Raw genomic sequence first — 12,694 nt, 5'->3', positions numbered from 1 at the left:
AGACCCTCGTTGCCCCCACCGTGAGATGGCTTGTCACTGGAGGCGCCGGGTACATCGGCGCGCACGTCGTCACCGCCCTCGGCGGGTCCGGCATCGAATCGGTCGTCATCGACGACCTGTCGACCGGCCACGCCGAGCGCCTGCCGGCCGGCGTGCCGCTGGTCCGCGCCGACGTGCGCGACGGCGTCGTGCTGGGCGAGCTGTTCCGCCGGCACCGCTTCGACGGCGTCATCCACCTGGCCGCCCGCAAGGACGTCGCCGAGTCGACGGCCCATCCGCTGCGCTACTACGAGGAGAACCTCGACGGGCTGCGGTCCGTCCTGGACGCCGTCGCCACCAGCGGCACTCCTTCGGTGCTGTTCTCCTCGAGCGCCGCGGTGTACGGCACCCCGCCGCGCTCCCCGGTCGGTGAGCTGGACATCACGACGCCGGAGAACGCGTACGGCCGGACCAAGCTGATCGGCGAGTGGATGCTGCGCGACGCGGCCGCCAGCGCCGGGTTCCGCTGGTGCGCGCTGCGCTACTTCAACGTCGCCGGCGCCGGCGCGCCGCACCTGCGCGACCACGGCGGCACCAACCTCGTGCCACGGCTGCTGCAGGCGGCCGCCGCGGGCCGGCCCGCGACGGTCTACGGCACCGACTACCCGACGGCGGACGGCACCGCGGTCCGTGACTACGTCCACGTCGCCGACATCGCCGACGCGCACGTCCGCGCGGCGCTGGCGCTGCACCACGGCGAGATCCACGACGAGGTGCTCAACATCGGCCGCGGCGAGGGCGCCTCGGTGCTGCAGATGATCGACGCCGTCGCCGCCGCGCTCGGACACCCGCTGCCCTACTCGGCGGCACCCCGCCGGGCCGGCGACCCGGCCGAGGTGGTCGCCTCGCCGGCCCGCATCCGGCACCTGCTCGGCTGGCAGGCCCGCTACGACCTCGACGACATCGTCCGCAGCGCCGCCGCAGACCACGGCACGACCGGCGCCGCCACGGCAACCGCACTGCACACCGGACAGAAATCCAGGAACAAGCTCAAAAACACCCAACGCTAAGCCCCCCGCCCGAAGGAGCAGCACGTTGAAGTTCCAGATCCGCCGGCGAGTCCTCGCCGGCGCCTGCGCGCTCGTCGCCCTCACCGGCCTCCTCGTCGCCTCACCCGCCCTCGCCGCCGAACCCAGGCAGCGCGTCGACCTGCGGGTCCTCGTGCTCGACGACGGCAGCACCGGCATCGACATGCTCCGCGCCCAGCTCGACCGTGAAGGCGTCCCCTACGACACGCTCGCCCTCGGCGACAGCGGCCGACCGGCGATCACCGCCGCGTTCCTCGCCGACTCGGTCAGCGGCGTCCGCCGGGCCAAGTTCCAGGGCGTGATCGTGCCGAACGAGAGCGCGGTGACCGGCACCGAGGCGACCGCCCTCGCCGCCTTCGAACGCGAGTTCAAGATCCGCCAGATCGACGCGTACACCTGGGCCAACCCGAACGTGGGTCAGGACCTCGCCTGGAGCGGCGTCCTCGACGGCGCCACGATGAACGTCACCGCCGCAGGCAAGGCCGCGGGCTTCGGCTACCTCGCCGGGACCGTCCGCATCGACGACCGCGACCCGAACGTCATCGAGTCCTACGGGTACTTCGGCACGCCGGCGAGCACGCTGCCGGCCGGAGCCACGTTCACCCCGCTCGTCACCGGGACGGCGCAGAACGCCCCGACGGGCTCGCTGATGGGCGTCTACGCCCACGACGGCCGCGAGGAGCTCGTCGTCACGCTCGCCGCCAACCGATACCAGACGCACGCGCTGGAGCTCGGCCACGGCCTGGTCACCTGGCTCACCAAGGGCATCCACCTCGGCATCACGCGCAACTTCTTCAGCGTCCACGTCGACGACGTGTTCCTGCCCGACGACCGGTGGGACACCGCGCACAACTGCACCGTCGGCGACGACTGCGGGGCGGGGACGCCGGACAACACGCCGATCCGGATGACGCCCGCCGACGTGCAGGCGCTCGTCGCCTGGCAGCAGGCCAAGGGGCTCAAGCTCGACGTCGTCTTCAACGGCGGCGGCAGCGTCGAGGCCGGCGCCGGCGACCCGCTGACCACCGCGATGGTGGCCAGCAAGACCCAGTTCCGCTGGATCAACCACACCTACGAGCACCCGTACCTCGGCTGCGTCCAGGACTTCACGGTGTCGCCGTGGAAGTGCGCGATTGACGGCTACGGCGCCACGAAATGGGTGTCGCAGGCCGACATCACCGCCCAGATCAAGACCAACGTCGACTGGGCCAAGGGCAAGGGCATCACGATCGACGCCGGTGAGCTCGTCACCGGTGAGCACTCCGGGCTCAGGACGCTGCCGCAGATGCCGGCCGACAACCCGAACCTGGCGCCGGCGCTGAACACCAACGGCGTCAAGTACATCGCGTCCGACGCGTCCCGCGAGCAGACCACGCGCACCGTCGGCAACGCGGTCACGGTGCCCCGGTACCCGATGAACATCTACTACAACGTGGCCACGAAGGCCGAAGAGGTCGACGAGTACAACTGGATCTACACCAGCCGGGCCGACGGCGGCAGCGGGATCTGCGAGAACAACGCGGCGTCCACCTGCATCGCCCCGCTCGGCGCGAACGGGTTCGACACCTACATCGTGCCGATCGAGGCCCGCATCGCCTACGACCACGTTGTGTCCACCAACCCGGCGCCGCACTACGCGCACCAGTCGAACCTGGCCGAGGACCGCATCCTCTACCCGGTCCTCGACGCGGTCCTCGCCCGGTACGCGGCCACCTACACCAGCGCCACCCCGGTCGTGAACCCGAAGTTCGCCGAGACCGCGCTGCAGAACAAGCGCCAGGCGGCGTGGGCGGCGGCGCTGCGGAGCCGGTCCGTGGAGGCGTACACCCTCGACGGCAAGGTCACCATCGTCAACCGGGGCAGCGGCACCCTCGACGTGCCGGTCACCATGCCCAACGGCACCAAGCTCATCACCATGTCGGTGCTGGGCATCGAGGTCATGGGCGGCAACTTCGGCGACGCCTACGGCGGTGAGCGCTCCGCCTGGCGGAGCCTGGGCCGCAACGCCACTCAGCTGCTCCGGCTGAGCAGCTGAGGTCCGCGCCGTGCGTGTCGCGCTCGTCAACGAAGGCACCTACCCGTACGTCACCGGCGGCGTCAGCACCTGGTGCGACCAGCTGGTGCGTGGACTGTCCGAGGTGGACTGGGAGCTCGTGGCCATCGTCGGCACCGAACCGGACCGGCCGGCGGTGCGACTGCCCGGCAACGTCCGGTCGCTGACCGCGGTCCCGGTCTGGGGCACCGCCCGGCCGGCCCGCGGCAAGCCCGAACGGGCCGCCGCCAGGCTGTGCCGGGGGATGCTCGGCGACACCGCGGCCGACCTGGTCGTCTTCACCGAGGGGCTGCGTGAGCTCGCCGAGCTCGCGCGGCCCCGCCCGGGCCGGTTCCCGCACGGGCGCACCGGCCGCCATCCCCTGGCCGGGGTCCGCCTCGCCGACATCCTGCTGGACGCGTGGGCGCGGGCCAGGGCCGACGGCATCCACCTGCCGCGCCTGACGCTGCGGGACGCCGACGTCGCAGGGGTACTGCTGGAGCACGCCCTACGCCCGTTGGCCGCCGAGCTCCCCGCGGGCGTGGATCTCGTCCACGCCAACGCCAACGGCCTGTCGTCCATGGTCGCCCTGGCCGCGAAGTGGCGCAGCGGCGTCCCGTTCCTGATGACGGAGCACGGCGTGTACCTGCGGGAGCGGTACCTCGCCGCCGGCGACCAGTCGCCCGGGGTGAAAACGGCGCTGCTGCGCTTCCACCGGGCCCTGGCGCGGCTGTCGTACTGGGAGTCGGACCTCATCACCCCGGTCAGCGGGTTCAACTCGCGGTGGGCGGTGCGGCACGGCGCCGACCCGGCGAAGCTCGCCGTCATCGGCAACGGCGTCGACCCGGCCCGGTTCCCGGCGCTCACCGAGGAACCCGCCGACCCGGTCATCTCGTGGGTCGGGCGGGTCGACCCGCTCAAGGACCTGGAGACGCTCATCCGCGCCCTCGGCGTGGTCCGGGCGAAGGTGCCCGGTGCGCGGCTGCACCTCGCCGGGCCGGTCCCCGCGGGCAACGAGGCGTACGCGGCCACCTGCCGGGCCACCGCCGCCGACCTCGGCCTCGCCGACGCGGTCACCTGGGCCGGGCCGTGCTCTTCGAGCCGGGACGCGTTCGCGGTCGGGCAGGTCGCGGCGCTGTCCAGCATCTCCGAGGGCATGCCCTACACGGTGCTGGAGGCGATGATGTGCGGCCGGCCGACGGTCAGCACCGACGTCGGCGGCGTCGCCGAGGCCGTCGGCGACGCCGGCCTGGTCGTGCCGCCGCGCGACCCGCAGGCGTTCGGCGAGGCGTGCATCGCACTGCTCACCTCGCCGGACCTGCGGGCCGCTACCGGCGACAGCGGACGGCAGCGGGCGTTGCGTGCGCACACCCTGGACCGCTGCCTGACTGCCTATAGAAGCCGGTACATGGATCTGACGGACAGGCGGGTCGCGGCCCGCATGCCGGTGCGCGCGTCGGTCCTGGTATCCGCATGAGCGGTCCGCAGCGGAAATGCCGCTCATCATGAGTGCTGATTCCCTGGTGGTGGTGCCGATGCAGCGGCGGGCGCGGCTGTCCGCGTTGGAGCGGGGCGAGTCGCTGCGGTTCGTCGGGCGGGTCTCGACCGACCCGGTCGCCGCGCTCGCCGACCGGATGCGGGAGGACTGCGCCGGCGCCGTCGACGTCGACGAGGTCGCCGCGATCCTCGAGGCCAACGGCATCAACGACCGCGTCGCCGACCGGGAGTACGGCGTGCCGTCGGTGTTCGCGCTGGCCGGGCGCGTCGTCGCCCGTACCCTCGACACCGCCGAAACGGCCACGCACGCAGCGTTCGTCGATGAGGGGCCGGCCGTCCGCGCCGTCGTCACCGACACCCTGGTGCGCGCCACGATCTACCTGACCCCCTTGGCGATCGGGCTCGGCGCGGCGTCCGAAGTGGACGGTGTGTCGCGGCTCGCGACGACCGGGACGCTCCTGCTCGGCTGGGGCGGCGGCCAGGCCCTGTCCTACCTCGGCTACCGGGCGCTGTCGGAGCGGGGCGTCACCGCCGCCTCCCGGCTTCTCGGCGGCGGGTTCCTCGGCCTCGCCACCGTCTGGGCGCTGGTGCTCGCCGGGGCCGGGCCGCGCGCGTACACGATCGCCGCGGTGCAGCTGGCGCTGTTCGCGGTCGCCGCCGTCGCCCTCGTCACCGGCCGGGAACGGGTCGTGCTCGTCGCGGCCGCCCCGTCCTGGGTCGCGACCGTGGCCGTCGCCGCGGGGGTCGGCGGCTGGGCGGTCGCGGCGCTGCTGTGCGGGGTCGCGGCGCTGCTGGTCGTCGCCTTCCGCCCGGTCGTCGGCGCCGACGTCAGCGGCCGGATGCCGTGGCGGCGGTGGCGGTCGTGGAGCGGCGACATCGGCTACGCCCTGCTCTACGGCCTCGTCGGCACCGGCCAGGCGGCGCTGCTGGGTGCGGTCGCCCTCGACGGGATCGCGCCGCACCGCGTCCCGGTCGAGGCGGTGCCGCTGCTGGTCGGGGTGCCGCTGATCGAGCTGACCCTGGTGTGGCACCAGCGGCGCATCGCGTACGCCCGGGCCGTGCTCGCCGACCGGGTCGCGTTCGACCGGCGGCTCGCCCGGATTAGCAAGGGCACCGTCGCCGTGCTGTGCGTCCCGGTCGGGCTCGGCGCCACGATCGCCGGCGCCGTCTGGGTCGGCGTCAGCGGCCCCGGCGGGCAGGCCCTGGCCGCCGCGGTCCTGCTCACCGGCGTGTACGCGCTGTGCCTGGTCCTCGCCGCGCACGGCCGGGCCGGCACCGCCGCGCTCGTCGTCTGGTGGCCGACGCTGCTCGTCGCGGGCGTCGGGCACTGGGCGCCCGCCCTCGTGCACGTGGCGCCCACGTTCACCGAAACCCTCGCCGTCGCGACCCTGCTCGGAGCCGGCCTGCCCGGCCTGGCCGTCGCGGCGCTCGTCCTGCGTGATCCGGAGAGTTACCGATGATGCTCCTGCCGCTGTACGTCCACCCGCTCGTCGACCCCGACGCGTGGGAGTCGCTGTGCCGCACCACCGAACGGCCGACGACGATCGTCAACGTCCACAACGGACCTGGTGGCGCCGGCCGCGACGAGGTGTACGCGGTCGCCACCGCCCGCCTGCACCGCTCCGGCGTCCGGATGCTCGGCTACGTCGACCTCGACTACGGCAACCGCGCCAACGGCGAGGTGTGGTGCGACATCGTCGGCTGGGCGCAGTACCCGGTCGGCGGTATCTTCTTCGACCAGGTGCCGGCGGACGCCGCCGGCCTGGCCTACGTGACCCAGGTGGTGCGGGCGGTGCGCGGATCGGTGGTGCTCAACCCGGGGACCCGGTGCCTGCCCGGCTACGCGGACCTCGCCGACGTCGTGTGCACGTTCGAGGGCTCCTGGGAGTCCTATGTGGACGCCCCACCGGCGTACGGGCTGCCCGACGGCCGTGACTGGCCGAACGCGGCACACCTCGTCTACGGCGTGCCGACCGAACGGGTCGGCACCGCGACCGCATTGCTGCTGTCCCGGGCGCCGCACGGCCTGGTCACCGACCTGCCCGCGCCCCTGCCGTACGAGGGCATCCCGACGGTCGTGCGTGCGCGGGCGGCGGCGCGGTGACCGACCGCCGGCTCCGGGCCGCCCTGTGCGGGCTGATCCTGCTGACCGTCCTGTACGCGGCGGCCTGTACGACGTCCGGCGACGACACCGGCGAGGACCGCCGCCCCCCGCGCACAGCCGCGGTGCCGCCGTCGGGGTTCGGCGGTCTCGGCTCCGCCCCGCCGTCGACGGCGGTGTCCGGGTCCGGCAGCGCGTCCGGCGCGGCCCCGTCCGGCTGGTGGCGCCCGGCGGTCGGGGTCACCTGGCAGTGGCAGCTGACCGGCACCCTCGACACGTCCGTCGCCGTGGACGTGTACGACGTCGACGCGGTCACCACCTCCGCCGCCGACGTCGCTCGCCTGAAGACCGCGGGCCGGCGCGTCATCTGCTACGTCAACGTCGGCGCGCACGAGGACTTCCGCGCCGACGCCGGCAACTTCCCGGAGTCGGTGCGCGGCAAGGGCCTGGAGGGCTGGCCGGGGGAGAAGTGGCTGGACATCCGCCGCTGGGACACCCTCTCACCGCTGCTGGAAGCCAGGTTCAAGGTGTGCAAGGACAAGGGCTTCGACGCCGTCGAACCCGACAACGTCGACGGCTACGCCAACAACAGCGGCTTCCCGCTGACCGCCGCGGACCAGCTGACGTTCAACCGCCGCGTCGCCGACCTCGCACACCGCCTCGGCCTCGGCGTCGGCCTGAAGAACGACGTGGAGCAGGCGCAGGCCCTCGAGCCGGCGTTCGACTTCGCGGTCAACGAGGAGTGCGCCCACTACGACGAGTGCGACACCCTGAAGGTCTTCATCGCCGCCGGCAAGCCCGTCTTCCACGTCGAATATGACGTCGACACCGCGAAGTTCTGCCCGAAGACGACCGCGCTGCGCTTCTCCTCGATGAAGAAGAAGGAAGACCTCGACGCCTGGCGCGCTGCCTGCTGATCTATGCCGTGCTCCCCGCCAGCGGCGTGCCGGCCGCGACCACACCTCGAAGGCTCAGGACATGCTCGACCAGTGAGATCAGCACGTGCCGGCTCGATGCGCCGCTGCGGGCGTCCAGGGACACCACCGGCACGTCCCCGGTGACGGCGAGTGCCTCGCGGACGTCCTTGGCGTCGTGGTACTGGACACCGTCGAAGCAGTTGATCGCCACGAGGTAGGGCAGCCGCCGGTGCTCGAAGAAGTCGATCGCGGCGAAGCAGTCGGCGAGCCGTCTGGTGTCGACGAGGACGACGGCGCCGACGCAGCCACGGATCAGCTCGTCCCACATGTACCAGAAGCGGGTCTGACCCGGCGTGCCGAACAGGTGCAGGATGAGGTCGCGATCGATGGAGACCCGGCCGTAGTCCAGGCAACTGGTCGTGGTGGTCTTGCCCGGCACGTTGCGGGTGTCGTCCACGCCGACGCCGGCGGACGTCATGATCTCTTCGGTGGTGAAGGGTGTGACCTCCGAGGCGGAGCCGACCATGGTGGTCTTGCCGGCGCCGAAACCACCGGCGATCAGCAGTTTGGCCTCCGTGACGCGATGGGCCCGCGGCGTGGTGACCGTCGCGGTGATCGGTGTGGTGACCGGTGGGGCGTGCCGCGCCCGCGAGACGCGGGTGAGCAGCAGCACGTGGTCGATGTCCTCGTCGCGGGCGCGACGAGCCAGGGCCTGGACGTCGGCCGTGCCCAGCGTGGATCCGGCGATGAAACTCATGAGGTCTGCAGTCTCGCGCTCCACTGTTCACCTGCTCCCATCGTTGTCGAGCCGGGTGGTTCTGGCCCGGTGCCGGTACAGCAGCCCTTCCACGCCTCGGACGCTCAAGCCCATCAGGTCGGCGATCTCAGACTGCGTGTAGCCGCGCTCGGTCAGGATGATCGCCTCGCGCGTGCGCGGATCGAGATCCTGCAGGCCACGCTGGATGCGGTCCCAGACGGCGACGATGTCCGCGGGGTCCTCCGGTGGGCGTTGCCGGGCTGCTCCGGCGGCGGCGACGCGCTCCCACAGACCCCATCTGATCATCTCCTTCTGCCATGCCCGGTAGACGTCGGCGAAACGCAGGACGCAGGCGCCGATGAAGTAGGTCTTGAGCGAGGCGCCGCCGGTGGGCTTCCAGTCGCCCTCGACCAGGCCCTTGCGGTGGAAGAGCAGGAGACCTTCGGCGACCGTGTCCTGCGCGAGCGTCCGGCGGTCCTGGTGGCTCCAGTTGCTCGGCGGTGCGCCGCACGGCCGGTTGAGGTCGGCGCAGTCACGGAAGATCGCGCCGGTCTCCAGCTTGGCGATGCAGACGGCGATGCCGTATGCCGCGAGTTCGCGTGCGAACAGGTCGTAGTCCGGGCCTTCGAACCCGACGGCCGCCAGCCGGGCCCGGAGTTGCTCGTCGCCGGAACGCCGCTGGACGTCCTCGATGGCCTGGAGCACCTCCGTTTCGTCGACGCTGACGGAGTCGTCGGGGTGCCGGGGTGCGCCGGTTGTGGCGCGACGCTGTAACAGCGGCGGTCCCGGTGGTATCCCGCCGTCGTCCGGGTGTCTGTGCATCGGTGAACCTCCCGGTGGATGGATGGTCGACACACCCTCCTACGTCCGGAGTGGCGGGCAACCCACGCCGCCGGTCGATGATTCTTCCCGCATCGGGTGCCGCGGGTTCGCGGCGCGTCCCCGCATACCAGCCCCAGGTACCCCGATCGTTCCTCGATGCCCCTGGAGGCAGTCGTGACACGTCCCTGCTGGCTGGTCGTCTCCTATGTCGTGCTCGCCGCACTTGGGCTGGTGGCGCTCGTCGCGCTCACCGCGCTCAGCATCGCGGGAGCGGCGGTGGCGACGGCGACCGTCGCGACCGCCGCGGTCGGCGCTTCGACCACGATGGCGGTCCGGGCCGCGACGGCCGCCGGGCAGGCCGGCGGGCAGGCCGGTGGGCCGGTCGGGCGGGGGACGGATGCCGCTGCCGTCGGTAGCGGACGGTGACTTTTGGTTAGTGGAACAAAAGTTCCCGCCAAGACGAAGGAAAGTATGGACAGGTTGGTTCGAAGCTCCTAGTGTGTCCTCCACGACACTGGAGTGTTTCGTCAATGTTATTCGCCGACGGCGGGGCGCATCGATGGGCATTGCCAGGGTTTCGGAGGCATACGGCATCCGGCGCGGCGGCGCGCGCCCTGCCTGGCACGTTCAGTCAGGAAGGGACACAGTGAACCAACAACCCTCAAGGCATCGATGGCGGCCGATGGGTGCCGCCCTGCTTCTTGTCACGGCGAGCGTCGGCGCCCTCGTCGTCCAGGCCGCTCCGGCCTCGGCGGCGATCAACGCGGCCGACTTCCAGCAGGTCACCCTCGCGAAGGGCGAGCCGGAGGTCGGCGAGCCGCTGACCATCTCCGTGCTGCCCGACCGCTCGGTGCTGCACACCGCCCGCAACGGCACGCTGCGGCGCACCGACGCCAGCGGCACCACCACCGTGATCGGCAACATCCCCGTCTACACCCACGACGAGGAGGGTCTGCAGGGCGTCGCGGCCGACCCGAACTTCGCCACCAACAAGTTCATCTACCTGTACTACGCGCCGCCGCTGAGCACCCCCGCGGGCGACGCGCCGGCCACCGGCACCGCCACCGACTGGGCCACCTGGACCGGGGTCAACCGCCTCTCCCGGTTCACCCTCAACGCGAACTACACGGTCAACATGGCCAGCCAGGTCAACATCCTGGACGTGCCCGCCAACCGGGGCATCTGCTGCCACGTCGGCGGTGACATCGACTTCGACGCGGCCGGCAACCTGTACCTGTCGACCGGTGACGACTCCAACCCGTTCGACTCCGCCGGCTACTCGCCCCTCGACGAGCGGACGAACCGCAACCCGGCGTATGACGCGCAGCGGTCCGCGGGCAACACCAACGACCTGCGGGGCAAGATCCTGCGGATCAAGGTCAACGCCAACGGCACCTACTCGATCCCCTCGGGGAACCTGTTCGCGCCGGGCACGGCGAACACGCGGGCCGAGATCTACGCCATGGGCTTCCGCAACCCGTACCGGATGACGGTGGACAAGGCGACCGGCATCGTCTACGTCGGTGACTACGGTCCCGACGCCGGCACCACCAGTGCCACCCGCGGGCCGTCCGGGCAGGTCGAGTTCAACCGGATCACGTCGCCGGGCAACTACGGCTGGCCGTACTGCACCGGCACCAACACCAGCACCGAGATCTACAACGAGTGGGACTTCGCCGCGAACACCGGCGGCGCCAAGTACAACTGCGCCGGCGGGCCGACGAACAACTCGTTCCGCAACACCGGTCTCGGCACGCTGCCCGCGGCCCGTCCCGCCTGGATCCGCTACGGCGGCGATGCCGGCACCCCGGCCGAGTTCGGCGGCGGCTCCGAGTCGCCGATGGGTGGGCCGGTGTACCGCTACGACGCGGCGAACCCGTCGGCGACGAAGTTCCCGGCGGCGTTCAACGGCATGTTCTTCGCCGGCGAGTTCGGCCGTGGCTGGATCAAGCCGATCGTCGTCAACAGCGACGGCTCCCGGGGCGCGATCGACAACTTCCCGTGGAACGGCAAGCAGGTCATGGACATGCAGTTCGGCCCCGACGGCGCGCTGTACGTCCTGGACTACGGCACCGGGTACTTCAACGGCGACGCCAACTCGGCGCTGTACCGCTACGACTACGTGGGTGGCGGCAACCGCGCGCCGACCGCCGTGGCGAGCGCGAACAAGACCTCGGGCGTGGCACCCCTCGCGGTGACGTTCTCCTCCGCCGGGTCCAGCGATCCCGAGGGCGGGCCGCTGACCTACTCGTGGGACTTCGACGGCAACGGCACCCAGGACTCGACCGCGGCGAACCCGTCGTACACGTACACCGCCAACGGGACCTACAACGCGACCCTGACGGTGCGGGACAACCAGAATGCCCCCGCCACGTCGAGCGTGCTGATCAGCGTCGGCAACACCGCGCCGACGGTGACGATCAACGCGCCGGCGTCGGGGCAGCTGGTGTCCTTCGGCGACAGCGTGCCGTGGAGCGTCACGGTCAGCGATCCCGAGGACGGGGCGATCACCTGTTCCAGGATCACCATGACCTACGTGCTCGGCCACGACCAGCACGCGCACCAGATCACGTCGCAGACCGGGTGCTCGGGCACGATCAACATCCCGGTCGACGGTGAGCACGACGACGCGGCGAACATCTTCCCGATCTTCGACGCGCAGTACACCGACAACGGCGGCCTGACGGTCCACGCGCAGAACATCCTGCAACCCCGGCACCGGCAGGCCGAGCACTTCAAGACCAGCTCGGGCAACATCAACACCTTCACCAAGACGACCGCCGAGGGTGGCAAGACCGTCGGCGACATCAACAACGGTGACTGGATCGAGTTCGACCCGTACAAGGTGAACAACGCGACCTCGGTCCTCGTCCGGGCGTCGTCCGGGGGCACCGGCGGCACCGTGCAGTTCCGCACCGGCTCGCCGACCGGCACGATCATCGGCTCCGCGACGATCCCGGTGACGGGCTCGTGGGAGACGTTCACGACGGTGACCGCGCCGATCACCAGCCCGCCCGCCGGCACCACGTCGCTGTACGTGACGTTCGCCGGCACCGGCACGGCCGCGCTGTTCGACCTGGACAGCTTCACGTTCACGACCAGCACCGGCGGGGTGGGCCCCGTGAAGGGCCTGGCCGGCAAGTGCCTGGACGTGCGTGGCGCCGCCACCGCCGACGGCACGCAGATCCAGCTGTACACCTGCAACGGCACCCTCGCACAGACCTGGACCCGCTCCGGTCAGACGCTGCAGGCGCTCGGCAAGTGCCTGGACGTGTCCGGTGGTGGCAGCGCCGACGGCACGAAGATCCAGCTGTGGACGTGCAACGGCTCGGGCGCGCAGAACTGGGCGCCGAACGCCGACGGGACGCTGCGCAACCCGCAGTCCGGCAAGTGCCTCGACGTGTCCGGCAACAACTCCGCGGACAGCACCGTCGTACACCTGTGGACCTGCGCGGCCGGCCCGCCGGCGAACCAGAAGTGGACCCTGCCCTAACGAGGTGA

Annotated in this window: 10 protein-coding genes; 8 read left to right on the top strand and 2 right to left on the bottom strand. The window is 71.6% G+C overall.

Translation table 11 applies throughout. The features are described from left to right. The first annotated feature begins 20 nt into the window (after positions 1 to 20). Genes galE through AB0K00_RS31815 form a run of 6 tightly spaced genes read left to right on the top strand, consistent with a single transcriptional unit; the run spans position 21 to position 7,614 of the window. On the top strand, positions 21 to 1,049 hold the full coding sequence (galE, locus tag AB0K00_RS31840) for a UDP-glucose 4-epimerase GalE (protein ID WP_363527789.1): 1,029 nt from the start codon (positions 21 to 23) through the stop codon (positions 1,047 to 1,049). A gap of 25 nt (positions 1,050 to 1,074) precedes the next feature. After that, complete coding sequence (locus tag AB0K00_RS31835; RefSeq protein ID WP_363527787.1) at positions 1,075 to 3,102, top strand: hypothetical protein; 2,028 nt, start codon at positions 1,075 to 1,077, stop codon at positions 3,100 to 3,102. A 10-nt stretch (positions 3,103 to 3,112) separates the two neighbouring features. After that, positions 3,113 to 4,576: a GT4 family glycosyltransferase PelF gene (pelF, locus tag AB0K00_RS31830; RefSeq protein WP_363527784.1), complete on the top strand. Its 1,464-nt coding sequence runs from the start codon at positions 3,113 to 3,115 to the stop codon at positions 4,574 to 4,576. A gap of 28 nt (positions 4,577 to 4,604) precedes the next feature. Further along, positions 4,605 to 6,056: a hypothetical protein gene (locus AB0K00_RS31825; protein WP_363527781.1), complete on the top strand. Its 1,452-nt coding sequence runs from the start codon at positions 4,605 to 4,607 to the stop codon at positions 6,054 to 6,056. Beyond that, the gene (locus AB0K00_RS31820) at positions 6,053 to 6,700 is read left to right on the top strand and encodes a spherulation-specific family 4 protein (RefSeq protein WP_363527778.1); all 648 of its coding nucleotides are present in this window, start codon (positions 6,053 to 6,055) and stop codon (positions 6,698 to 6,700) included. The genes AB0K00_RS31825 and AB0K00_RS31820 overlap by 4 nt, the downstream gene beginning before the upstream one ends. Then, entirely contained in the window at positions 6,697 to 7,614 is a 918-nt protein-coding gene (locus AB0K00_RS31815) for an endo alpha-1,4 polygalactosaminidase (RefSeq protein WP_363527775.1), read from the top strand. The genes AB0K00_RS31820 and AB0K00_RS31815 overlap by 4 nt, the downstream gene beginning before the upstream one ends. Before the next feature lies 1 nt (position 7,615). Here AB0K00_RS31815 and AB0K00_RS31810 read toward each other — a convergent pair whose 3' ends face one another. Continuing rightward, positions 7,616 to 8,230 carry an ATP/GTP-binding protein gene (locus tag AB0K00_RS31810; protein ID WP_363527867.1) on the bottom strand — a complete coding sequence of 205 codons (615 nt, stop codon included), beginning with the start codon at positions 8,228 to 8,230 and terminating at the stop codon, positions 7,616 to 7,618. 168 nt (positions 8,231 to 8,398) lie between these two features. Next, positions 8,399 to 9,193 carry a sigma-70 family RNA polymerase sigma factor gene (locus AB0K00_RS31805; protein WP_363527772.1) on the bottom strand — a complete coding sequence of 265 codons (795 nt, stop codon included), beginning with the start codon at positions 9,191 to 9,193 and terminating at the stop codon, positions 8,399 to 8,401. Between the two features lie 174 nt (positions 9,194 to 9,367). Between AB0K00_RS31805 and AB0K00_RS31800 the strand changes: the two genes are divergently transcribed. Together AB0K00_RS31800 and AB0K00_RS31795 are read left to right on the top strand one after the other, a co-directional pair. Continuing rightward, positions 9,368 to 9,619, top strand: a complete 252-nt coding sequence (locus AB0K00_RS31800; protein WP_363527769.1) for a hypothetical protein — start codon at positions 9,368 to 9,370, stop codon at positions 9,617 to 9,619. Positions 9,620 to 9,875: 256 nt separating this feature from the next. Beyond that, the gene (locus AB0K00_RS31795; protein ID WP_363527766.1) at positions 9,876 to 12,686 is read left to right on the top strand and encodes a PQQ-dependent sugar dehydrogenase; all 2,811 of its coding nucleotides are present in this window, start codon (positions 9,876 to 9,878) and stop codon (positions 12,684 to 12,686) included. The last annotated feature ends 8 nt before the right edge of the window (positions 12,687 to 12,694 follow it).

Source organism: Dactylosporangium sp. NPDC049525 (genome assembly GCF_040676755.1).
Taxonomy (GTDB): Bacteria; Actinomycetota; Actinomycetes; order Mycobacteriales; family Micromonosporaceae; genus Dactylosporangium.
Note: the sequence above shows the minus strand (reverse complement) of the source record. Positions and strands in the feature narration are given on the sequence as shown.

Bases quoted from the DNA above. Each gene is read 5' to 3' on its own strand.
- AB0K00_RS31825 (WP_363527781.1), top strand. From the start codon at position 4,605: ATGAGTGCTGATTCCCTGGTGGTGGTGCCGATGCAGCGGCGGGCGCGG.
- AB0K00_RS31820 (WP_363527778.1), top strand. From the start codon at position 6,053: ATGATGCTCCTGCCGCTGTACGTCCACCCGCTCGTCGACCCCGACGCG.
- AB0K00_RS31805 (WP_363527772.1), bottom strand. From the start codon at position 9,193: ATGCACAGACACCCGGACGACGGCGGGATACCACCGGGACCGCCGCTG.
- AB0K00_RS31795 (WP_363527766.1), top strand. From the start codon at position 9,876: ATGGGTGCCGCCCTGCTTCTTGTCACGGCGAGCGTCGGCGCCCTCGTC.